This window comes from Streptomyces sp. NPDC012474, assembly GCF_042955185.1.
GTDB lineage: Bacteria > Actinomycetota > Actinomycetes > Streptomycetales > Streptomycetaceae > Streptomyces > Streptomyces cahuitamycinicus.
The window spans coordinates 1,028,800-1,050,005 of record NZ_JBIBEP010000001.1 but is presented as its reverse complement, the minus strand read 5'-3'; the positions used below and the strand labels follow the sequence as shown (position 1 = coordinate 1,050,005).

The 21,206-nt window shown below is 72.9% G+C and carries 19 protein-coding genes; 11 read left to right on the top strand and 8 right to left on the bottom strand.

Annotation, left to right across the window (positions count from 1 at the left end; genetic code table 11):
- Positions 1–224 precede the first annotated feature (224 nt).
- Both ACFY9S_RS04665 and ACFY9S_RS04660 read left to right on the top strand, forming a co-directional pair.
- Entirely contained in the window at positions 225–824 is a 600-nt protein-coding gene (locus ACFY9S_RS04665; protein WP_391122835.1) for a DUF3043 domain-containing protein, read from the top strand.
- An 83-nt stretch (positions 825–907) separates the two neighbouring features.
- Positions 908–1,609 (top strand): bifunctional 2-polyprenyl-6-hydroxyphenol methylase/3-demethylubiquinol 3-O-methyltransferase UbiG, encoded by a 702-nt coding sequence (locus ACFY9S_RS04660; RefSeq protein ID WP_102913528.1) that lies wholly within the window; start codon positions 908–910, stop codon positions 1,607–1,609.
- Positions 1,610–1,672: 63 nt separating this feature from the next.
- Here the strand turns inward: ACFY9S_RS04660 and ACFY9S_RS04655 are convergent, their stop codons facing one another.
- Positions 1,673–1,885: a hypothetical protein gene (locus ACFY9S_RS04655; protein ID WP_062926420.1), complete on the bottom strand. Its 213-nt coding sequence runs from the start codon at positions 1,883–1,885 to the stop codon at positions 1,673–1,675.
- 248 nt (positions 1,886–2,133) lie between these two features.
- On the opposite strand from ACFY9S_RS04655, the gene ACFY9S_RS04650 reads away from it, so the two are divergent.
- Positions 2,134–3,333: a bifunctional adenosylcobinamide kinase/adenosylcobinamide-phosphate guanylyltransferase gene (locus tag ACFY9S_RS04650; protein ID WP_391122831.1), complete on the top strand. Its 1,200-nt coding sequence runs from the start codon at positions 2,134–2,136 to the stop codon at positions 3,331–3,333.
- A 279-nt stretch (positions 3,334–3,612) separates the two neighbouring features.
- On the opposite strand, the gene ACFY9S_RS04645 is transcribed toward ACFY9S_RS04650, so the two are convergent.
- Positions 3,613–4,656, bottom strand: coding sequence for a methyltransferase domain-containing protein (locus tag ACFY9S_RS04645; protein ID WP_391122828.1), 1,044 nt, complete (start codon positions 4,654–4,656; stop codon positions 3,613–3,615).
- A gap of 184 nt (positions 4,657–4,840) precedes the next feature.
- Here ACFY9S_RS04645 and cobT point away from each other — a divergent pair, with 184 nt between their 5' ends.
- Together cobT and ACFY9S_RS04635 are read left to right on the top strand one after the other, a co-directional pair.
- On the top strand, positions 4,841–6,022 hold the full coding sequence (cobT, locus tag ACFY9S_RS04640; protein ID WP_391122825.1) for a nicotinate-nucleotide--dimethylbenzimidazole phosphoribosyltransferase: 1,182 nt from the start codon (positions 4,841–4,843) through the stop codon (positions 6,020–6,022).
- 134 nt (positions 6,023–6,156) lie between these two features.
- A complete protein-coding gene (locus ACFY9S_RS04635) occupies positions 6,157–6,855 on the top strand; it encodes a hypothetical protein (protein ID WP_391122822.1) in 699 nt (232 codons plus the stop codon).
- On the opposite strand, the gene ACFY9S_RS04630 is transcribed toward ACFY9S_RS04635, so the two are convergent.
- The gene (locus ACFY9S_RS04630; protein ID WP_391122819.1) at positions 6,795–7,559 is read right to left on the bottom strand and encodes a hypothetical protein; all 765 of its coding nucleotides are present in this window, start codon (positions 7,557–7,559) and stop codon (positions 6,795–6,797) included. The genes ACFY9S_RS04635 and ACFY9S_RS04630 overlap by 61 nt on opposite strands.
- A 60-nt stretch (positions 7,560–7,619) precedes the next feature.
- Here ACFY9S_RS04630 and ACFY9S_RS04625 point away from each other — a divergent pair, with 60 nt between their 5' ends.
- The gene (locus ACFY9S_RS04625) at positions 7,620–8,402 is read left to right on the top strand and encodes an adenosylcobinamide-GDP ribazoletransferase (protein ID WP_391122816.1); all 783 of its coding nucleotides are present in this window, start codon (positions 7,620–7,622) and stop codon (positions 8,400–8,402) included.
- Positions 8,403–8,483: 81 nt separating this feature from the next.
- Positions 8,484–9,095: an RDD family protein gene (locus ACFY9S_RS04620; protein ID WP_391122812.1), complete on the top strand. Its 612-nt coding sequence runs from the start codon at positions 8,484–8,486 to the stop codon at positions 9,093–9,095.
- Here the strand turns inward: ACFY9S_RS04620 and ACFY9S_RS04615 are convergent.
- From ACFY9S_RS04615 to ACFY9S_RS04595, 5 genes are all read right to left on the bottom strand, one after another.
- On the bottom strand, positions 9,055–9,834 hold the full coding sequence (locus ACFY9S_RS04615) for an endo alpha-1,4 polygalactosaminidase (protein WP_391122810.1): 780 nt from the start codon (positions 9,832–9,834) through the stop codon (positions 9,055–9,057). The genes ACFY9S_RS04620 and ACFY9S_RS04615 overlap by 41 nt on opposite strands.
- Positions 9,831–10,490 (bottom strand): spherulation-specific family 4 protein, encoded by a 660-nt coding sequence (locus ACFY9S_RS04610; protein ID WP_391122807.1) that lies wholly within the window; start codon positions 10,488–10,490, stop codon positions 9,831–9,833. Before ACFY9S_RS04610 ends, ACFY9S_RS04615 begins: the two co-directional genes overlap by 4 nt.
- Positions 10,487–11,995, bottom strand: coding sequence for a hypothetical protein (locus ACFY9S_RS04605; protein WP_391122804.1), 1,509 nt, complete (start codon positions 11,993–11,995; stop codon positions 10,487–10,489). The genes ACFY9S_RS04610 and ACFY9S_RS04605 overlap by 4 nt, the downstream gene beginning before the upstream one ends.
- Positions 11,992–13,515 carry a GT4 family glycosyltransferase PelF gene (pelF, locus tag ACFY9S_RS04600; protein ID WP_391122801.1) on the bottom strand — a complete coding sequence of 508 codons (1,524 nt, stop codon included), beginning with the start codon at positions 13,513–13,515 and terminating at the stop codon, positions 11,992–11,994. The genes ACFY9S_RS04605 and pelF overlap by 4 nt, the downstream gene beginning before the upstream one ends.
- Before the next feature lie 97 nt (positions 13,516–13,612).
- On the bottom strand, positions 13,613–15,646 hold the full coding sequence (locus ACFY9S_RS04595) for a hypothetical protein (RefSeq protein WP_391122798.1): 2,034 nt from the start codon (positions 15,644–15,646) through the stop codon (positions 13,613–13,615).
- Between the two features lie 56 nt (positions 15,647–15,702).
- Between ACFY9S_RS04595 and ACFY9S_RS04590 the strand changes: the two genes are divergently transcribed.
- The 4 genes from ACFY9S_RS04590 (at position 15,703) to sucB (ending at position 21,161) form a co-directional block, all read left to right on the top strand.
- Positions 15,703–15,828: a hypothetical protein gene (locus tag ACFY9S_RS04590; protein ID WP_391122795.1), complete on the top strand. Its 126-nt coding sequence runs from the start codon at positions 15,703–15,705 to the stop codon at positions 15,826–15,828.
- 164 nt (positions 15,829–15,992) lie between these two features.
- Complete coding sequence (locus tag ACFY9S_RS04585; protein WP_391122792.1) at positions 15,993–17,519, top strand: leucyl aminopeptidase; 1,527 nt, start codon at positions 15,993–15,995, stop codon at positions 17,517–17,519.
- 384 nt (positions 17,520–17,903) lie between these two features.
- Positions 17,904–19,292, top strand: a complete 1,389-nt coding sequence (gene lpdA / locus ACFY9S_RS04580; RefSeq protein ID WP_391122789.1) for a dihydrolipoyl dehydrogenase — start codon at positions 17,904–17,906, stop codon at positions 19,290–19,292.
- A 63-nt stretch (positions 19,293–19,355) separates the two neighbouring features.
- On the top strand, positions 19,356–21,161 hold the full coding sequence (sucB, locus tag ACFY9S_RS04575; protein ID WP_391122786.1) for a 2-oxoglutarate dehydrogenase, E2 component, dihydrolipoamide succinyltransferase: 1,806 nt from the start codon (positions 19,356–19,358) through the stop codon (positions 21,159–21,161).
- The last annotated feature ends 45 nt before the right edge of the window (positions 21,162–21,206 follow it).

Here is a 21,206-nt window from a genome sequence, read left to right as displayed (position 1 = left end):
CGCACTGTTCGGGGACGGATGCGCTCATCCCCAAGGACGATGGCGTGCGCTCCCGCTCCGGCGTAGGGAGTAGGTGGTCCCCGGGGTTACCGGAGCCGTACACCCCGGGAAACATCCGGAGGCGTACGCAACGTCCCCTCTGTCCCCTTACTGACGACTGGTGTTGCCGGATCGTTCCCCACGAGGCTGGGGTCCATGCCCAAAAGCCCTTACCCTTGGGTTTTGTGTTCCGTAGCCGTGCGAAGGATGAGAAGGCCCAGGACGCCGACAAGGCGCCGGTGACCGACTCCAGTCAGCCCCGTCACCCCGAGGCCCCCAAGGGCCGCCCCACGCCCAAGCGCAGTGCGGCCCAGTCGCAGCGCCGCAGCGTGGCCAACACGTCGACGACGCGCAAGGAGGCCGCCAAGCGACAGCGCGCGGAGCGCCGTACCGCGATGGAGCGCCAGCGTCAGGCGCTGGCCAGCGGCGACGAGCGTTACCTGCCCGCCCGTGACAAGGGGCCGGTCCGCAGGTTCGCGCGTGACTTCATCGACTCGCGGTTCAACATCGCGGAGTTCTTCCTGCCGATGGCCGTGGTCATCCTCGTGCTGAGCATGGTGCGGGTGGCGGCGCTGCAGAACGTCGCGCTGCTGCTGTGGCTCGTGGTGATCGTGCTGATCGTGCTCGACTCGTTCGTCACGGGCTTCCGTCTGAAGAAGCAGCTGGCCGAGCGTTTCGCGGGTGAGAACAAGCGTGGCGCCGTCGCCTACGCCCTGATGCGCTCGCTCCAGATGCGCCGGCTCCGGCTGCCGAAGCCGCAGGTCAAGCGCGGAGAGCGGCCCTGACCACGACGCCGTTCTCCAAGGGCGCGGCGGATGCCTGGCTGGACAGGCTGGCCGGGCTGCGCGATGTCGTCCGGCAGGAGCTGGTGGCGCGCCAGCTGGACGAGCAGATAGTCGGCCGGTTCCCGGTCGGCAAGCGCCTGCGGGTGCTCGACGTGGGGATGGGCCAGGGCACGCAGGCGCTGCGGCTGGCCCGGGCCGGGCACCAGGTGACCGGTCTGGAGCAGGACGCGACGATGGTCGCCGCGGCCCGGGAGTCCCTCGCCGGGGAACCGGAGGGCATCCGGGAGCGGATGCGGATCATCGAGGGCGACGGCCGGGACACCGGTGTGCACTTCCTGCCGGGCAGTTTCGACGTGGTGCTGTGCCACGGCGTCCTGATGTACGTCGAGGAGCCCGACCCGCTGCTGGCGGGCCTCGCCCGGATGCTGGCGCACGGCGGGCTGCTGTCGCTGCTCGTGCGCAACGGGGACGCGCTCGCGATCCGGCCGGGCCTGTCCGGTGACTGGTCCGGCGCCCTGGCGGCCTTCGACACGACCGCCTACCGCAACCGCCTGGGCCTGGACGTGCGGGCCGACCGGCTGAAGGACCTGACGTCGACGCTCGCGGGGATCGGGGCGCCGCTGCACGCCTGGTACGGGGTGCGGGTGTTCACCGACACGGCGGCGGACGGCGCGGAGGTTCCGGCCGACGTGGAGACGCTGCTCGCGGTGGAGGAGAAGGCCGGGCGGACCGATCCGTACCGCGGGGTGGCGGCGCTGCTGCATCTGTGCGGCGTGCGCGGCTGACATCCGGAGGAGGGGCGGGGGCCGTCGGCCCTCGCCCCCACCCGGGTCACGCCCCCGCCGGGCTCACGCCTCGGCCGCGTGCAGACTCATCGGCCCGTAGATCTCCGTGGCGTCCTCGAACAGCCGCACCTGATCGGCACCGCCCTCCTGCAGGGCCTTCCAGTGCTCCCCGATCCAGGACTCGGCGTCCCCCTGAGTGGGGAACTCCTCCGGCGGCACCGCGGGCTGGACCTCCGTCCCGTCGGTCTTCTCGAACCGCCACGTCCATGCCGCCATGTACGCCTCCCATGTGTGTGAGCACACTGCACAGCGAAAAGCCGGATCTTGGTCCGGCTCCCGTCCAGAGCCTATGCGCTCCGCTGGGTGGGGCGTCATAGGGCTTGCGGGGGTGCGGGTCATCGGTTGGGTACGGGTCGACGGGGGTTGCTCGCGCCCGCGGGGCGGAGCCGCACATCGATACGGCCCGCGCCCCTATGGGGCGCCTCCGTCACGCGTGACGCATTGCCACGGGTGAGAATCGGGACGTGGAACTCACTCTGCTCGGCACCGGCGCCCCCGCGGGCCTCCCCCGCCCCGACTGTCCCTGCGCGGCCTGTGCGGCCGCTCTGGGTCCCGACGCGCGGGCGGCGACCGCGCTGCTCCTGGACGGGGCGCTGCTGCTCGACCTGACGCCGGGCGCGGCGTTCGCGGCGGCTCGGGCGGGCCGTTCCCTGACCGGCGTCCGGCAGGTGCTGCTGTCGCATCCGCACGACGGGCCCGCGGTCGAGGTGCCTGCGGGGCTGCCGCAGCCCGGACGGGTGCCGGACGGGCGGGAGTTGACGCTGCTGACGGGGCACCGGGTGCGGGCGGTGGCACTGGACGCGCCGGGCACGGGCTACGCGGTGACCGGGCCGGAGGGGCAGCGGCTGCTGTATCTGCCGCCCGGCGGGGCGCCGGCGGGCCTGGAGGCGCCGGCCGAGTCGTACGACATGGTCCTGGCGGACGTCGTGGGGCGGCCGGACGCGCTGGCGAAGCTGCGGGCGGTGGGGGCGGTCGGGCCGACGACGGACGTGGTCGCGGTCCACCTGGACCACGACGTGCCGCCCGGCCCGGAGCTCGGGCGGCGGCTCGCGGCGGCCGGTGCCCGGGCCGTGCCCGACGGGGTGACGCTGGTGGTCGGGGCGTACGAGGAGGTGCCGGACGTGCCGCGGCGGACGCTGGTGCTGGGCGGGGCGCGGTCGGGCAAGTCGGTGGAGGCCGAGCGGAGGCTGGAGGCCTTTCCGGACGTGCTGTACGTGGCCACGGGCGGGTCGCGCAACGGGGACACGGAGTGGTCCTCGCGGGTCTCGGCCCACCGGGAACGGCGGCCGGGGTCGTGGCAGACGGTCGAGACCTGCGACCTGGTGCCGTTGCTGGAGACGGAGGGGCCGCCCCTGCTCATCGACTGTCTGTCGCTGTGGCTGACCGACGCGATGGACGCCGCCGGGGCGTGGGACGACGCGGTGTGGGCGGAGCGGGGGGAGAAGGTGCTCCGGGAGCGGGTGCGGGAGCTCACGGAAGCGGTGCGGGTCACCCGGCGCACCGTGGTCGCCGTGTCGAACGAGGTGGGGTCGGGGATCGTGCCGTCGACGGCGTCGGGGCGGCGCTACCGGGACGAACTCGGGCGGCTGAACGCGGGGTTCGCGGACGAGTGCGAGCACGTGCTGCTGGTGGTCTCGGGGCAGGCCGTGGTGCTGCGGGGCTGACGGGGGCCCCGCGGCCCCCTCCGCCCGGGCCACGGAGCCTTGCCCCGGGCTGCAGGGCCTTCTCCCGGGCTACAGGGCTTGTCCCGGTTACAGGGCTCCCCCGGGTTACGGGCCCCGGGTTACAGGCCCCCGGGCCACAGGGCTTGTCCGGGTAACAGGGCTCCCCCCGGGCTACAGGGCTTATCCGGGCTACAGGCCTTCCCCTGGTTGAGGCCTCCCCCCGGGCTACAGGGCTTATCCGGGCTACAGGCCTTCCCCTGGTTGAGGCCTCCCCCCGGGCTACGGGGCTTTGCGGGCGATCACCCGGTACGTGTTGGCGAAGCGCGTGCGGCGGGCGACCGGGGCGATGAGCTGGTCGGCCAGCGCGGCCAGGGCCACCAAGGGCATTCCGGCGCGGAGCAGGGCCGTGCGGGTGTGGCGCCGGCCGGCGGGCGGGGGGATGGCCCGCCAGGGGGTGTCCGGCGCCGGCAGGGCGTGCGAGAGGGCCAGGGAGGCGGCGCCGGCCAGGTCGTGGGGGACGTGGACCGGGCGGTGGTCGAGCGTCAGGATCGCGCAGCCGGCCGACTCCAGTTCCGCGCGGACGTTCTGCGGGGGCAGGAGATGCAGGTGGCGCGGCTGGTCGTAGGGGAGCCACCAGCGGCCCAGAAGTGCCGCGAAGACGCTGCGCGGGCTGAGGGTCTCGATGAGCAGGTGGCCGCCCGGCCGCAGGACGGAAAGAGCGGCCCGGAGTTCCGCTCGGGGGTCCGGCGTGCCCTCCAGGTGGTGGAGCATGCTGACCACGTCGTAGCGGGCGCGCAGGGGGCCGGTGATCCGGGGGTCCGTCAGGCGGCCGACGTGGGCTTCCTCGACGCGCTCGGCCGTGCGGGCGCGGACCACGCGCGGGGTGGGGTCCAGGCCGTCGAAGGCGGTGTACGGGAAGAACTGCCGGGCCGTGGCGGGGAAGCGGGCGTGGCCCGTCCCGACGTCGAGCCAGCTCTCCGGTTCGCCGCAGCGCAACATGGCGCGGGCGGCCGAGCGGTGGCGGCGCGGGCTGCCGCGCAGGGCGAGGAGGCCGTCGCTCGCCGGGTCCCTGGGCGCCCCGCGCGCGGTCCGGTGGTAGAGGGCCAGGCCCTCCAGGGTGAGGCGGGGGTTCTGGAAGGTGTGGCCGCAGTCCCGGCAGGCGTCGACGGTGAAGCCGCCCGGCTTGTACTGCCGCAGGTCGCCGGTGCGCAGCCGGTTCCGCAGCCGTTCGGAGCCGCACCAGGGACAGTCCTCCCGGCGCGGTTCGTGGACCCGTGCGGTCGTCTGGGCCGGGGGTGCTGAGGAGGCGGGATGTGTGGTCATGGGCGGCTCCCGGGCGCGTCGGCGTACGGCAAGGACGTACGGCGGGGACGTCGCACGTAACACGTACGACAATCCGCTGCAAAACGGAACGTATGGGATGCCGATCTCGGGTGCAACGACGTGGCCGTGACGGAGTGGTGATGTGGCGCCGTGCCGTTCGACCGGGGCCGGTACTGTTCGGCGAATGAGCTCGCTTAATCTCGACGACTTCACCGATCTGATCGAGCGTCCGGACGGCGGGATCCGCCGTGACGCCGAGGCGCGCCGGGAGCGCCAGGTCGTGCCGCCCGGGTCGCTGGGCCGCCTCGACGAACTGGGTGAGTGGCTGGCGGCGGCGCAGTCGGCGGTGCCGGTGCGGCCGGTCGAACGCCCTCGGGTGGTGCTCTTCGCCGGTGACCACGGCATCGCCGGGCTGGGCGTCTCGGCCCGGCCGGCGGGCAGCGCCGCGGAGTCGGTGCGCGAGGTGCTGGAGGGCGGCCGGCCCGTGTCGATGCTGGCCCGGCGGCTGGGTGTGCCGGTACGGATCGTCGACATGGCCCTGGACTGCGACCCCGAGACGCTGCCCGAGGACGTCGTACGCCATCGGGTACGGCGCGGCAGTGGGCGGATCGACGTCGAGGACGCGCTGACCCCGGAGGAAGCCGAGGCGGCGTTCCGGGCGGGGATCGCGGTGGCCGACGAGGAGGCCGACTCGGGCACGGACCTGGTGGTGCTCGGCGATGTGAGCGTCGGCGGGACCACGGCGGCGAGCGTGCTGGTCGCGGCGTTGTGCGGGGTCGACGCTTCGGTCGTCACCGGGCGCGGCGGACTGGCGATCGACGACCTGGCGTGGATGCGCAAGTGCGCGGCGATCCGCGACGCGCTGCGCCGGGCCCGGCCGGTGCTCGGGGACCAGTTGCAGCTGCTGGCGGCGGTGGGCGGTGCCGACCTCGCCGCGATGACGGGCTTCCTGCTCCAGTGCGCGGTGCGCAAGCTGCCGGTGGTGCTCGACGGGGTCGTGACGGCCGCGTGCGCGCTGGTCGGGCAGCGGATCGCGTTCCGGGCGCCGGACTGGTGGCTGGCCGCGCACGACAGCGGGGAGCCCGGGCAGGCGAAGGCGCTGGACCGGATGGCCCTGGAGCCGCTGCTGGCCCACGGGGTGACCGTCGGGGAGGGCACGGGCGGTCTGCTGGCGCTGCCGCTGGTGCAGGCCTCGGCCGCGCTGGCGGCGGAACTGCCCGAGAAGCCGAAGGAGTCCGAAGAACCGGCTGAGCGGGAGGCGCCGGAGGAGCCGGCCCAGCCGGAGACCTCCGAGACCTCCGAGACCTCCGAGACCTCCGAGACCTCCGAGACCTCCGAGACCTCCGAGACCTCCGCCGAGCGGTAGCACCCCCGAGATCCAGGTCACTCACGCCTGGCTCAACTTCGTCCCGTTCCGGTCGGTCTTGGAACGTGGTGTCGGTTTGACTGAGTCGCAGACACCCTCAGACATCGCCGCGCACGGACGAGGACGACCGCCGGATGACCACGCTCGCCCGCTGGGCCCGCGCCGAATGGGGGCGGCTGTACGCCGCGGTGCGCGGGCCGCTGGCCGAGCGGCGGTGGCGGGCCGTGCCGCTGGCGGGCGCGGCCGTGTGCCTCACGGCCGTGCTGCACCTCGTGCACAGCCAGGCGTGGGGCTACCGGTTCGTGCAGGACGTCGGCGGAGTGCGGGCCGTGGACCCGTTGTGGCCGGCGCTGCTGCGGACACCGCTGTCGCTGTTCGTGCCCGCCCTGGACCTGCCGGTGTGGGGCGCGCTGGTGCAGATCCTGCTGGTGTTCGGCATCGCCGAGCTGTGCCTGGGCCGGTGGCGGACGCTGGCCGTCGCCTATGTGGCGACGCTCGCGGGCACGCTGTACGCACGCCTGAGCATCCGGCTGGGCCCGCACTCGCCGCTCGGCCTGCCCGCCTCGGACGCCTGGGTCGTGGACACCGGGCCGTCGGCGGCGGTGGTGGGCCTGGCCGTCGTCCTGGGCTGGCGCTACCGCGCGTACGTCACGGCCTCGGTGGTGATCGCGGCGATGGTGGTCGAGGTGGTGCTGAAGGAGAACCTCGCGGGCAAGGAACACCTCGCCGCGATCATGGCGGTGCTGGTGCTGTGCGGGGCCGGCGAGCTGCGTCAGCGGCGCTCCAGGGACCGGGTCGGCTCGGGGTCGGGGGTACCGCCGATCCAGTCCTGAAAGGCGCGCCGGGGGCCCAGCCAGCGGCGGTCGTGGTGGTAGGCCCGCAGACCGGACTTGGCGCGGGCGCGGGGCCGGTTCCGGTAGAACCGCTTGGCCCACGGAGAGGTGGGGCGAGCCAGCCGTACGGCGCCGATCAGGGCGACGAGGGGGACGATCAGGCCCAGGACGGCGATGCGGAGCTTGCCCTTGAACAGGGCGATGAGGGCGAACGCGAAGTTCACGAGGACGTTCGCGAGGACGACGGCCCGGTTCTGCTGCTGGTCCTCGTTGAGGTCGTTGACGCCCAGCGGGGAGAAACCGATCAGGAGCAGGCCGACGAGGGAGGCGGTGAGGACGACCATCTCCACGCTCTTGCGGCCGTCCGGGGTCCAGTAGACGTCGGCGAGGTGCAGGACGAGGGCGAACTCGTCCATGACGAGGCCCGCGCCGATGCCGAAGATCACGGCGGCCAGCGCCGAGCCGAAACCGTACTGGCCGCCGGCGACCGCGCCGAAGCCGCCGATGATCGTCAGGATGACGCCGGGGACCACGTGGTGGACGTGGACACCGCCGCTGCCGCTGATGTTGCGGAAGGGGCCCTTGCCCGCGCGGATGAGACGGGTGATGCCCCGGGTGATCAGGAAGGTCAGGACGAAGGAGACGAGAGCGAGAAGCAACGGCAGCTTGCCGGGTTCCATGATGTTCCGCTCGAACCATCCCATATGGGAACTTTATCCTCGGCTGCCGTTCCCGCCCTCCTGACCGGCCGATAGCCTGCGCCGGTGCCCAGAACCCCACCCTTCGACGGCCTCCGCTTCGCCTTCGGCACCCTCACCGTGATCCCCGTCCGGGTGACCCGATGGGACCGGGAGGCCGCGCGCGGCGGCATGCTGTGCGCTCCGCTGGCCGGGCTGGCGGTCGGAGCCGCTGCCGCCGGGCTCGGGCTGGTCCTGCTGTTCCTCGGCGCGGGCGCGCCGCTCGCGGCCGTGGCGACCGTCGCCGTCCCGGCCGCCCTCACCCGGGGGCTGCATCTCGACGGGCTCGCGGACACCGCCGACGGGCTGGGCAGCGGCAGGCCCGCCGAGGACGCGCTGCGGATCATGAAGCAGTCGGACATCGGGCCGTTCGGGGTGATCACCCTCGTCCTCACCCTGCTCGCGCAGATCGCAGCGCTCGCCCAGGCGTACGACGCCTCCTGGGCCCGGGGCGCGTGCGCCGCCGTCGTCTCCGCGACCCTCGCCCGGCTGGCCCTGACCCTGGCGGCCCGGGCCGGAGTGCCTGCGGCGCGGCCGGAGGGGCTGGGGGCGGCCGTCGCGGGTGTGGTGCCGCTGCGGGGGGCCCTGGTCGCCGCTCTGGCCGTCGCGGGAGCCGCCGCGGCGGCCGGTGCCCTCCTCGGGCCGTACGACATGGTCCGGAGCGTGCTCGCGGTCGTCCTGTCCGTGGCCGCCGCCGAGGCGCTGCTGCGCCACTGCACGCGCCGCTTCGGCGGGGTCACGGGGGATGTCTTCGGCGGTCTGGCGGAGACGGCGGCGACCACGGCGCTGATCGTTCTGTCACTGGGCTGAAACGATCTCCGCGTCCCTCGCCCGCACGGCCCGCTCAGCCGCTAGCTTCCTGCCCGACACACAAGTGATCGGGGGACGTTCATGCCGAAGCTGCGCCGTGCCATGGCCTGGCTCGTCGATTTCGCACTGGTGGTGGCGCTGGCCTCGGCGCTCGCCGTGCTCACCTTCCACCGGGTCTCCGCGCTCGTCACCGACGTGCCCGAGCTGGCCACCCGCGGCGGTTTCGACCTGCTGACCTCGCGCGGTGACGTGCTCGACGCCTCCCAGGACCTGGGCCTGACGCTGTGGAACAAGTCGGTGCTGTACGTCGAGCAGGCCTTCGGGCTGCTGGTGCTGACGGTGTTCCTCTACCAGTGGGCATGCCTGGCCCTGGCCGGGCGCACGGTCGGCAAGGCCCTGACCGGGCTCAAGGTCACTCCGAGCCGGCCGCCCAGGGTCCGGGCCGCGCGGCGGGCCGCGGTCACCACCGCGGCGGACGTCGCCGTGTACGCCGTGGCCTGCGTGCTGCTGGTCGAGGGGTGGGTCGTGCTGTCGGTGCTGGTGTGGGCGGTCGCGGTGGTGCTGTTCCTGCTGAACGCGCTGCCGGTCCTCTCCCCCGGCCGCCGGTCCCTCGCCGACCGCCTCGCGGGCACGGCGGTCACCGGGATCGGGCTCAGCACGCCTGTCGCCACGCCCCTAGTTCGTACTTCTTGAGCAGTGAACTCAGTTTCAGCCGGCGGGACTCGGCGCAGAAGCGCCCGGTGGGCACCTCGTACTCGACGTGGAAGACGGCCTTGCCCGCCTCGACGAACGGCTTGAGGGCCGCGCACTCGCCGTACTGGGCGCACTGCTCGTTGACCGCGAAGTCGAAGTCCCCGACCAGGTCCGGGATCTGGTCCAGGTCGTTCTTCAGACCGACGGCCAGGCCCCGGTCGTGGGCCAGCCGGGCGATGAGGCGGTTGTAGCGCAGCTGGTCGGCGGCGGTCAGCGGGAAGCCCGTGTCATTGCGGTAGCCGTCCATGTTGTCGGGCTCCACCGCGTCGAAGCCCTTGTCGCGGCACATGTCCATACGGGCCGCCATGAGCGGCTCCAGGACGTCGGTGCGGCGGATGTCGAGCCAGCGCTCGCCCTCCCAGCCGTTGCCCCGGCCGAGGACCCGCTTCGGGAACTTCTCCGCGTCCGGGCGGAACTCCTCCCAGGCGCCGGTGGACAGGTAGCAGATGACCTTGCGGTCCTCGCGGTGCAGCCGGGCGACGGTGTCCCCGGAGTGGTCGAAGCCGTCGATGTCGTAGACCGGTACGTCGACGGAGGTGTCCAGACGCCCGCTGAGCTGCCACTGCCAGGCGGTGCCGGGCCGGGGCTGCCAGCGGGCTCCGGGCTTGTCGTCGGGCTCCTGGGTGCAGGCGGCGAGCAGGAGGACCAGCAGGGCGACGAGCAGGGACGGGCGTCTCACGGGGTGCTCTCCGGGTTCTGCAGGGTGTACGGGAGTGTGCCCCAAGGATGATCTCCGTTACCGGGCACCGCGCAGTGCACCGCCGCGCCCCGCGCCCGGGCCAGGCCCTCGGGGTCGGCGCCGGGCGGTACGCCGTACACCAGGTGGCACAGCCGCACCCCGCCGCCGCCCCGCCAGGGCTGGTCAGGCAGGGCCTGGTAGGAGGCCCAGGTGCCCTCGAAGGTGACGAGGACGTCGGCGATGCGGGCGTAGCAGGGGTGCGGTGCCGTGCCGTGGTTGAGGACGAGGGTGGCGCAGCCGACGCCCCAGGCCGCGACCGCCAGCTTCTGGTAGTGCTCGAACTGCTCGGGCCCGGCGGGGACCTGGTCGAGGAAGGCGCCGTCGGTGCCGTACCAGTCGCGGTGCCGGGTGAGGTCGCGGACGACGTCGGTGGCGGCGCGGCGGCCGTAGTCGGTGTCAGCGTACCCGAGGACCCGGACTCCCGCGGCCCGCAGCCGGGCGGCGACCTCGGCGAAGGCCGCGTCGGGGCGGTCGCCGGGGCCACTGGCCGGGTTGAGGACGACCCCGTACAGGCGGGGCGCCGCCGCTACGATCGCCTCCCATTCGGCGGGGCGGACGGACGGGTGCTCGTAGTACGGGACCAGGAGAGTACTCATCGGTGGGCGGTTGCCCTTCCCAGCAGATGGCACACCAGGGCGGCTTGGACGGCGGCCGCCGTGCCGTACACGACCGCTCCCGCCACGTGCGGATCGCCGGTGCGGGTGACGAGGAGCAAGGTCTGGACGAGGGCCGCGGCACAGCACACCGCCGTGGCTGCGGTCACCGCGCCGAACGACTGGAGCAGCAGGCCCGTCCACAGGACCACGCCCAGCAGGAGCAGCCCGGCCGCCCGGACACCGCCCGGTACCGGGGCGTGCGGCCACATGGCTGAGGCGGCGAGGCTCAGCGCGAGCAGGACCGCGAGGTAGGCGGCCAGGCACCGCACGACCGTCAGGACCGTGGTCCGCCGGAAGTCCCGGGCGGTGCTGCTGGAGCGCAGACCGGCGAGGCTGCCGCTGCGGAAGCGGTACAGCAGCCACTCGGCGGGCCCCATGCTGAGGGTGAGTGCCACGGCGGCGGGCGCGGCGACCACGCCTGCCGACTCGCCGGCGAGGACGTCGCCGAGCGCCGCGTGCAGCACGAGCACACCGGTGGCGAGCCCGAACAGGGCATACGGCAGGGAGCCCGTGAGCCGTGGTCCGGCGGGGCGGCGGTGTGCGGGGAGGGTGCCGAACCCGCCGAACGGGAGCAGGGCGACGAGGCCCGCCGTCCAGCCGTGCTCGTCCTTGAGGGCGGGTGCCACCTCACGCAGCGCGAGCAAGGCGACCGCCGCCAGCGAGCCCAGCAGCAGGGCCGGGCCCGCGGTCTCGGGCAGCGGGCCGGCGAGTGACAGGACCGCGCCCGTCGCCATCGGTGCGAGTGCGAGCAGCAGGAGCCGCTCCCTGCCCATCACCAGCAGGACGGTCGCCGCGGCCAGGTAGCAGGACTGCCCGGCGGCGAAGGCGACCACCGCGGGGGCGGCGCCGCCCGCGAACGACACGGCGACCAGAGAGCCGAGCAGCGCGCCCGCCGGGGCCCCGAGCAGCAGGGCGCGCCGGGCCGCCGGGCGGTCGCCGAGCCCCAGCCACGCGTACGCCCGGTGGGCGAGGCCCTGGTTCCAGGTCCAGCCGCACAGGGCACCCGCCAGCAACGGGACCGTGCCCGCGGGGAGCCCGTGGTCGCCCGGGCCGGTGAACAGGGGCGCGCCGAGGACGTAGGCGAGTCCGGGCAGGGCGAAGACGACGCCGCGCAGCAGGCAGCCGAGGAGGCCGGTCTGCCAGGGGTCGGGGGCGGGGCCGTCAGGCTCGGGGTAGCGGCGTTCGACGCGTTCGTAGAGGGTCTCGGCGAGCGCGAAGGAGTTCTTCACGCCGTACCGCTCGCGTATCTGGTCGTCGGAGAGGCCGTCGGACTCCAGCAGGGCGGCTATCTCGTCCGGATGGACGGCCGCGGCTATGAACTCCTCCAACCGGCCGGCGAGTTCGTCGACCGGGTCGGGCCGGGCCCAGCTGGGGGTGCGCTGCCGGGGGATGGCCGGGAGGGTGTCGGGGCCGGAGCCCGGGGGGAGCCAGACCATTCCGCTCACCAGCCGGCCCCGTCCGTCGCGACGGACGCGTACCAGGGGTCGCGCAGTTCCAGGGTCCAGTCGGCGACGGTCTCCAGGGTCGGCTCGTACACCTCGTCCTCGCCCGCGAGTTCCTTGTAGATGGTGCGGAAGGCGTCCACCGAGCGGCGCAGCGTGAACCGGTCGATGACGCGCTGGCGTGACAACTCACCCAGTCCCAGGCGCCGTCGGTCGTCCTTCAGCAGGGTGAGCGCGGCGGCGGCCATCTTCTCCGGCTCGCGCGGGGGCACCACCAGGCCCGTGTCGCCGACGGCCTCGCGCACCCCGCCGACGTCGGTGGACACCGTCGTACGGCCGCAGGACATGGCCTCGATGATGGAGAACGGGAAGCCTTCGGAGATCGACGACAGCATGACGAGGTGCCCGGCCGCGTAGGCGCGCCAGACCTCGGTGATGCGGCCCTCGAAGGTCAGGCCGTCGGTGACGCCCAGTTCGGCGGCGAGCTTCTCGAGGCGGGTGCGGTAGGCCTCGCCGCCGGGCGGGACCGGGCCGAAGAGCCTCAGCCGGGTCGCCGGGATCTCGGCGCGCACCATGGCGTAGGCGCGGATCAGGGTCTCCAGGTCCTTGATGGGGTCGATCCGGCCGCACCAGGACAGGGTGGGGACCTCGGGCTCGGGGCCGGCGTGCGGGAACGCGGCCGGGTCGACGCCGTTGTAGACCGTGCGGATCTTGCCGGCGTCGGCGCCGCCGCGCTCCTCCCAGCGGCGGTTGTACTGGTTGCAGGGGGTGATCAGGTCGGCGGCGCGGTAGCCGTAGGAGTTCAGCTCGCGGTAGAAGCCCAGCATGAAGGCCTTCACGGGCCAGCGCTGGGTGCCCTGGCGGTAGCCGAGGTAGCGCTCGCGCAGGTAGATGCCGTGCTCGGTGAGCAGGAACGGCACGCCGTCCAGGTGGCGCGCGGCGAGCGCGGGGAGGGTCGCGAGGCCGCTGCTGACGGCGTGTGCGACGGAGTCCTCGGGGATGCGGACGCCGAGCGGGCGCAGCGCGTGTTCCAGCAGGTCGGTCGCGGTCAGCGCGTCGTGCACGGTGGGGTGGGCGGCGGCCGTCGGCAGATGCGGCATCGTCCAGATCCACATCAGGGACCGCAGCGCCGACTCGGTGCGCAGCGCCGCCGGCAGCAGTCCGTCCCGGGCCAGTACGGCCAGCTCCTCCAGGGACTCGCCGAAGTCGGCGTGTGAGCCGGGGTCCAGGAAGGAGAGCAGGAACCGCTCGTAGCTCTCGGTGAAGCGGCGGCGGGCCCTGCCGTACGGGGGTCTCGTGCGGCCGGGGCGCGGGCCCCAGGTCGGGACCGGGGTGTGCTCGTAGACGTTGGGCGGCAGTTCCCAGGTGACGGGTTCGCGGCCGTTGCCGGTGAGCGAGACGATGTGGAAGTCGACCTCGGGCATGCCCTTGACGAGCTGGTCGCACCAGGTGCTGACGCCGCCGTGGACGTGCGGGTAGGTGCCTTCCGTGAGCATGGTGACATGACGGCCTGTGCGCCTCATGTGTGTTTCCCCCTGTGGTGCGGATGGTGTGCGGGGAACTGCTGCCGGGGCCCGAGGCGGGCCCGTCGCGGCTGGTCGCGCAGTTCCCCGCGCCCCTCTAGGGCAGCTTCAGCGTGAGAGCCGACTGGAGCGCTGCCGGGGTCGTCCAGGCGGAGCGGGCTCCGGCGTACGGGGTGCCGAACGCCGTCGTGCCCAGCACGAGTTGCTTCTTCGTGCCCTCCGGGGCGGTCACCGGGATCTGGGTGCCGGACGGGGCGGTGACCGTGACCGTTCTCCCGATGCGGTACGCCGTGACGCGGTTGTCCGCCAGGGCGCTCTGCCAGGCGGCGCGGCGCTGCACTTCGGTGCCGATCGCGCTGTGCCGGGGGTTCTCCAGCGGGGTGCCGTCGGTGAACAGCGCCCGGTAGTCGGCGAGCACCTTCTCCATGACGGGGTAGAGCAGCCGGTCCTCGGCCAGGTTGGACTGGTGCGCGTAGTGCGGCCGGGGATCGCCCGCGAGGGCGTGCCCGAGGGCGGTGCGGGCCTCCTGCGGGACGATGTGCTCGGCGTAGCCCGTGGCCGGGTCGAGCGGCTCGTCGAGACACGTCGACGTCGGGTTGTCCTCGCAGACGCCGCTGCCGCCGTCGCCGCGCGAGGTGTAGACCCAGTTGTACTCGTCGGCCATCTCGGCCGCCGTGCCCACGTTGTAGTACACGTTCATCGGGTGGCGCGGGACGGTCAGGGCTTTGCCGACCGCCCGCTGCCCGGGCTCGCGCGAGTTGTCCGAGGCGATCCACTTGACGCCGGTGTCGGCGAGGGCGCCGGCCAGGTTCGGGTTGTCGTCCGGCTGCTGCGGCAGGGTCTTCAGGCCGGAGTGCTCGCCGGTGACCAGCTCGGTGCGGTCGACGGGCAGGCCCTTGTTCACGGCCCAGGCGTGGTTGTCCCGGATCTGCGCGGCGATCTCGGCGCGGCTCATGTACTTCGTCGAGCCGTCGGCGTTCTTCGCGCAGCTCCACGGCACGCTCGAGGTGTCCTGGACGCAGCCGAGGAACGGGTGCGTGTAGGTGTGGTTGACCCAGCGGTACCGCGCCTTGTCGGCGAGCAGCCGGGTGGTGAGGGCGTCGGTGCCGCCGTGCTCGGTCTTCCACTCCTCGCCGGAGCCGGCGTTGAAGACCATGTCCATGGTGAAGCCGTGCTCGCGCTGCCACTGGGCGGCGTAGGCGGCGTCGTCCGCGGTCATGCGGATCGGCGCGGTACCCTCGCCGTCGCCGCCCGCGCAGTCGAAGTCGCCCGGGGTGCAGTTGCGTTCGGTGTCCCAGCGGCTGTCCGGGGCGAACACGTCGTCGACGTGCACCGCGAAGGAGTTACGGGTCCGGCCCAGGTGCACGCCCTGGGTGAGCCACTCGACGATGCCGCGCGCCAGCAACCGGAACTGCTGCTGGTTGTTGTTGTAGGCGAAGGTCACCACGAGTTCGCGGCGGCCGTCGTGGGCGTACTCGCCGACGAGGCTGCCGCGGCCGGTGCCGCCGGGCACGGGGATGTCGACGTAGCTGGTGAAGCCCGTGCGGGGCCGGGCTGCGTAGCCGTAACTCTCCTGCACGGCCGGGGCGTTGTCCTCGAAGCGGAACGCGCCGTCGAGATAGCCGAAGGAGCCGGCCTTCCCGGCCGCGGTGACGGATGCCGCGTGGCCGTCAAGAGTGCCCGCCCAGCCACCCTCACCGGTGTAGTCGAGGCCGACCCCCGGGTGCGCCCAGGTGTAGGCGTCGACCTGCGGGATGCCGTACGTCCGCTCGTAGGTCTCCAGCGCGGTCTGCTCGGCGGAGTCCGCGCCGAACGGGGCCTCGTTGGGCAGGACGACGCCCTGGTACTTGGCGCGGGGCCGGCCGTTCACGGTGTCGCTCAGGAACGCGGCCGTGATCTTCGGTCGGCCGGAGTCGTTCAGGTCGATGGTCGTGTACGGGACGCCCGTGCTTCTGAGCTGGGCGGTGACGGCCTTCACGGGGCTGTCGCCGTTGTCCACCACGAGCACCTTCAGATCGATGCGTGGTTCCTCCGCGGCCGCCGCCCCGGGCGCTGTCGCCCCGGCCGTGATCACGCCTGCCGCCGTCATCGCGGCGGCCGTCCTTCTCCATCCGCGCGCACGCTGCGCCATGGTTCCTCCCCCAGAAGATCCCAGGAATCCTCTTGAGTTCGAACAGAGGAGGACCCGTGGAAATCATGCAAAGCGGCGAGCAGGACGCTCACCGGATCGCGACGAGTGTGACTCAGTTCACCGACATGGAGGATCAAGAAATGGCCACTACGCCACCGACAGGTGAACGCCCGCAGGAATGAGCGAACGGGGCCACGCGCGTAGTCTCGTCGTCGAGTGTTCGCCGCACCGGGGAAGGCCCCGTGAGGCCCGGACCCTGGGGTCGGAATAGGGTCGGCTGTCGGGCCCGGTCGACCCACACCGTTCGACCACTGCAACTTCACACCGGAAGCGAGATTTCACCACCGTGACTGCTCTCACTCTCAGCACCGCCGCGGCGCCCGGCCTGCGGGCCGACGCGATCGTGATCGGTGTCGCCAAGGGTGCCAAGGGACCGGTCGTCGCACCGGGCGCCGAGGCCGTGGACAAGGCGTACGACGGCAGGCTGGCCGGCGTCCTGGAGACGCTCGGCGCCTCCGGCGGCGAGGGCGAGGTGACGAAGCTGCCGGCGCCGTCCGGCTTCAAGGCACCGCTCGTCCTGGCGGTCGGCCTGGGCGCGGTCCCGGAGAAGGACGCCGAGTACGACACCGAGGCCCTGCGCAAGGCCGCCGGTGTCGCCGCCCGCGCCCTGGCCGGATCCAAGAAGGCCGCCTTCGCACTGCCGCTGGACGACGTCGCCGACGCCGCCGCGATCGGGGAGGGCGCGCTGCTCGGCGCGTACTCCTTCGACGCCTACAAGGACAACGGCAAGGACCCCAAGGCGAAGAACGGCAAGGCGCCCCTCGCCGAGATCGCCCTGCTCGGCGGCAAGCCCCGCGACAAGGCGTACAAGGCCGCCGTCGAGCGGGCCGTGGCCGTGTCCGAGGAGCTCAACCGCGCCCGCGACCTGGTCAACACCCCGCCGAACGACCTGAACCCCGAGTCGTTCGCCGCGATCGCCCAGGCCGCGGCCAAGGAGCACGGCATCAAGGTGCAGGTGCTCGACGAGAAGGCCCTGGTCAAGGGCGGCTACGGCGGCATCCTCGGCGTCGGGGCGGGCTCCGCGGCGGGGCCGCGCCTGGTGAAGCTGTCCTACACCTCCTCGAAGGCGAAGAAGCACCTCGCCCTCGTCGGCAAGGGCATCACCTACGACTCGGGCGGCATCTCGCTGAAGCCGGCCGGTCACAACGAGACGATGAAGTGCGACATGAGCGGCGCGGCCTCGGTGTTCGCCGCGGTCGTCGCCGCCGCGCGTCTCGGCCTGGAGGTCAACGTCACCGGCTGGCTCGCCCTGGCCGAGAACATGCCCTCCGGTTCCGCGACCCGTCCGGGTGACGTGCTGCGGATGTACAGCGGCAAGACGGTGGAGGTGCTCAACACCGACGCCGAGGGCCGGCTGGTGCTGGCGGACGCCCTGTGGGCGGCGTCGCAGGAGAAGCCGGACGCGATCGTGGACGTGGCGACGCTGACCGGGGCGATGGTGCTGGCGCTGGGCAACCGGACGTTCGGGATCATGGGCAACGACGACGCGTTCCGCGCCGCGCTGTGCGAGGCCGCCGAGGAGGTCGGCGAGCCGGCGTGGCCGATGCCGCTGCCGGAGCACCTGCGCAAGGGCATGGACTCGGCCACGGCCGACATCGCGAACATGGGTGAGCGGATGGGCGGCGGCCTGGTCGCCGGTCTGTTCCTGCGCGAGTTCGTGGGCGAGGGCATCACCTGGGCGCACCTGGACATCGCCGGGCCGGCCTTCAACGAGGGCGGGCCTTTCGGGTACACGCCGAAGGGTGGCACCGGGACCGCCGTGCGGACGCTGGTGCGGCTGGCCGAGCTGACGGCTGCGGGCGATCTGGGCTGAGCCCGGCCCGAGAGCTCGGTCTCGCCGGCTGTGTGGCGAGTGCGGGGGCGTGGGGGCTGTTCGCGCAGTTCCCCGCGCCCCTTCGGGCACGATCCGCCTTCGGCCACAGGCCCACCCCGGACGCTGCTCGCGCCCGCGCGGCGGAGCCGCAGTCGGACACGGCCCCGCGCCACTTCGGGGCACGTGCTCCCTCGGGGGTCCGGCTCATCTGAACGTGGGGTGTCTCACACAGCAGCCCGGCGTCTCTTTGTGTGTCGACAAGTGCGAAGATGGGGCTCGGCAGGACAGGGCCCCACCGAAGGGCCGAAGAACGAGCGGCCGGACACCAGCCGCCTGCCGGTCACTGAAGACCGGCTCACGGCGCACATGCATGGAGGACGTGACGTGGCGAACGACGCCAGCACCGTTTTCGACCTAGTGATCCTCGGCGGTGGCAGCGGTGGTTACGCCGCGGCCCTGCGCGGGGCGCAGCTGGGCCTGGACGTCGCCCTGATCGAGAAGGACAAGGTCGGCGGCACCTGCCTGCACCGGGGATGCATCCCCACCAAGGCCCTGCTGCACGCGGGCGAGATCGCCGACCAGGCCCGCGAGAGCGAGCAGTTCGGTGTGAAGGCCTCCTTCGAGGGCATCGACATCGCCGGGGTCCACAAGTACAAGGACGGCGTGGTCGCGGGCCTGTACAAGGGCCTGCAGGGGCTCGTCGCCTCCCGGAAGGTGACGTACATCGAGGGTGAGGGACGACTGTCCTCCCCGACCTCCGTCGACGTGAACGGCCGCCGCGTCGAGGGCCGCCACATCCTGCTCGCGACCGGCTCCGTGCCGAAGTCGCTGCCCGGCCTGGAGATCGACGGCAACCGGATCATCTCCTCCGACCACGCCCTCGTCCTGGACCGCGTGCCCAAGTCCGCGATCATCCTGGGCGGCGGTGTCATCGGCGTCGAGTTCGCCTCCGCGTGGAAGTCCTTCGGCACCGAGGTCACGATCGTCGAGGGCCTGAAGCACCTCGTCCCGGTCGAGGACGAGAACTCCTCCAAGCTCCTGGAGCGCTCGTTCCGCAAGCGCGGCATCAAGTTCAACCTGGGCACCTTCTTCCAGAAGGCCGGGTACACCCAGGACGGCGTCAAGGTCACCCTCGCCGACGGCAAGGAGTTCGAGGCCGAGGTCCTGCTGGTCGCCATCGGCCGCGGCCCGGTCTCCCAGGGCCTGGGCTACGAGGAGCAGGGCGTCGCGATGGACCGCGGCTACGTCCTGGTCGACGAGTACATGCGCACGAACGTGCCGACCGTCTCCGCCGTCGGTGACCTCGTCCCGACCCTCCAGCTCGCGCACGTCGGCTTTGCCGAGGGCATCCTGGTGGCGGAGCGCCTGGCCGGTCTGAAGACCGTTCCGATCGACTACGACGGCGTCCCGCGGGTGACGTACTGCCACCCGGAGGTCGCCTCCGTGGGTATCACCGAGGCCAAGGCCAAGGAGATCTACGGCGCGGACAAGGTCGTCGCGCTCAAGTACAACCTCGCGGGCAACGGCAGGAGCAAGATCCTGAACACCGCGGGCGAGATCAAGCTCGTCCAGGTCAAGGACGGTGCCGTCGTCGGCGTCCACATGGTCGGCGACCGCATGGGCGAGCAGGTCGGCGAAGCCCAGCTGATCTACAACTGGGAGGCGCTGCCCGCCGAGGTCGCTCAGCTCATCCACGCCCACCCCACCCAGAGCGAGGCGCTCGGCGAGGCCCACCTGGCCCTGGCCGGCAAGCCCCTCCACGCGCACGACTGATCCCTCGGTCGACGAACGCGACGACACAGACTTCCGCACTTTCCGTAAGGAGCAACCGAAACCATGGCGGTTTCCGTAACCCTTCCGGCGCTCGGCGAGAGCGTCACCGAGGGCACTGTCACCCGCTGGCTGAAGGCCGAGGGCGAGCGCGTCGAGGCTGACGAGCCGCTGCTCGAGGTGTCGACCGACAAGGTCGACACCGAGATTCCTTCGCCGGCCGCCGGTGTCCTGGCTTCCATCAAGGTCGCCGAGGACGAGACGGTCGAGGTCGGCGCCGAGCTGGCCCTGATCGACGACGGCAGCGGCGCGCCCGCCGCCGCCCCGGCCCCGGAGGCCGAGCAGGTCTCCGAGCCCGCCCCAGAGCCGGCTCCGGCCGCCCCGTCCACCGAGCAGGCCGCCCCGGCGCCCGCTCCCACCGCCGACGCCGCCGCCGGCGGCGGCTCCGCCGAGGGCACGGACGTCGTCCTGCCCGCGCTCGGCGAGTCCGTAACCGAGGGCACCGTCACCCGCTGGCTGAAGTCGGTCGGTGACAGCGTCGAGGCCGACGAGCCGCTGCTGGAGGTGTCGACGGACAAGGTCGACACCGAGATCCCCGCCCCCACCTCCGGCACGCTGCTGGAGATCGTGGTCGGCGAGGACGAGACCGCCGAGGTCGGCGCCAAGCTCGCCGTCATCGGCGAGGCGGGTGCCGCTCCGGCCGCCGCCCCGGCACAGGAGGCCCCGGCAGCCCCGGCGCAGCCCGAGCCCGCCCAGGCCCCGGCGCCGCAGCAGCCCGCCCCGGCCCAGCAGGCCCCGGCCGCTCCGGCTCCGCAGGCTCCGTCGGCTCCGGCCCCGCAGCAGCAGGTCACCCCGGCTCCCGACCCGGCCCCGGCCGCTCCGGCGCCCGCCCCGGCTCCGGCGCAGGCCCCGGCCGCTCCGGCCGCCGCCCAGCCGGCCGACGACGGCGCCTACGTCACCCCGCTGGTGCGCAAGCTCGCCGCCGAGAACGGCGTCGACCTGGCCGGCGTCAAGGGCACCGGTGTCGGTGGCCGGATCCGCAAGCAGGACGTCATCGCCGCCGCCGAGGCCGCGAAGGCCGCCACCGCTGCTCCGGCTCCGGCCGCCGCCCCGTCGGCCGCCAAGAAGGCCCCGGTGCTGGAGGCGTCCCCGCTGCGTGGCCAGACCATCAAGATGCCGCGGATCCGCAAGGTCATCGGCGACAACATGGTCAAGGCCCTGCACGAGCAGGCGCAGCTGTCCTCGGTCGTCGAGGTCGACGTCACGCGTCTGATGAAGCTGCGCGCCCGTGCCAAGGACGCGTTCGCGTCGCGTGAGGGCGTCAAGCTCTCCCCGATGCCGTTCTTCGTCAAGGCCGCGGCCCAGGCGCTGAAGGCGCACGCGCCGATCAACGCCAAGATCAACGAGGCCGAGGGGACCATCACCTACTTCGACACCGAGAACGTCGGTATCGCGGTGGACTCCGAGAAGGGCTTGATGACCCCGGTCATCAAGAACGCCGGTGACCTCAACCTCGCCGGCATCGCCAAGGCCACGGCCGACCTGGCGGGCAAGGTCCGCGCCAACAAGATCACCCCGGACGAGCTGTCCGGCGCGACCTTCACCATCTCCAACACCGGGTCGCGCGGCGCGCTCTTCGACACGATCATCGTGCCGCCGGGCCAGGTCGCGATCCTCGGCATCGGTGCGACGGTCAAGCGTCCGGCCGTCATCGAGACGGAGGACGGCCCGGTCATCGGCGTCCGCGACATGACGTACCTGACCCTGTCCTACGACCACCGCCTGGTGGACGGCGCCGACGCCGCCCGTTACCTGACGGCGGTCAAGGCCATCCTGGAGGCGGGCGAGTTCGAGGTCGAGCTCGGCCTCTGACCTCGGGTTCCACGGCTGATCGGTGCCCCGTCCGGATCTTCCGGG

Excerpts from the sequence above, each read along its gene's own strand:
- ACFY9S_RS04645 (WP_391122828.1), bottom strand. The coding sequence starts at position 4,656 with ATGACCACACATCCCGCCTCCTCAGCACCCCCGGCCCAGACGACCGCA.
- ACFY9S_RS04655 (WP_062926420.1), bottom strand. The coding sequence starts at position 1,885 with ATGGCGGCATGGACGTGGCGGTTCGAGAAGACCGACGGGACGGAGGTC.
- ACFY9S_RS04620 (WP_391122812.1), top strand. The coding sequence starts at position 8,484 with ATGCCGAAGCTGCGCCGTGCCATGGCCTGGCTCGTCGATTTCGCACTG.
- pelF (WP_391122801.1), bottom strand. The coding sequence starts at position 13,515 with ATGAGGCGCACAGGCCGTCATGTCACCATGCTCACGGAAGGCACCTAC.
- ACFY9S_RS04610 (WP_391122807.1), bottom strand. The coding sequence starts at position 10,490 with ATGAGTACTCTCCTGGTCCCGTACTACGAGCACCCGTCCGTCCGCCCC.
- sucB (WP_391122786.1), top strand. The coding sequence starts at position 19,356 with ATGGCGGTTTCCGTAACCCTTCCGGCGCTCGGCGAGAGCGTCACCGAG.
- ACFY9S_RS04630 (WP_391122819.1), bottom strand. The coding sequence starts at position 7,559 with ATGGGATGGTTCGAGCGGAACATCATGGAACCCGGCAAGCTGCCGTTG.
- ACFY9S_RS04635 (WP_391122822.1), top strand. The coding sequence starts at position 6,157 with ATGACCACGCTCGCCCGCTGGGCCCGCGCCGAATGGGGGCGGCTGTAC.
- cobT (WP_391122825.1), top strand. The coding sequence starts at position 4,841 with ATGAGCTCGCTTAATCTCGACGACTTCACCGATCTGATCGAGCGTCCG.
- ACFY9S_RS04595 (WP_391122798.1), bottom strand. The coding sequence starts at position 15,646 with ATGGCGCAGCGTGCGCGCGGATGGAGAAGGACGGCCGCCGCGATGACG.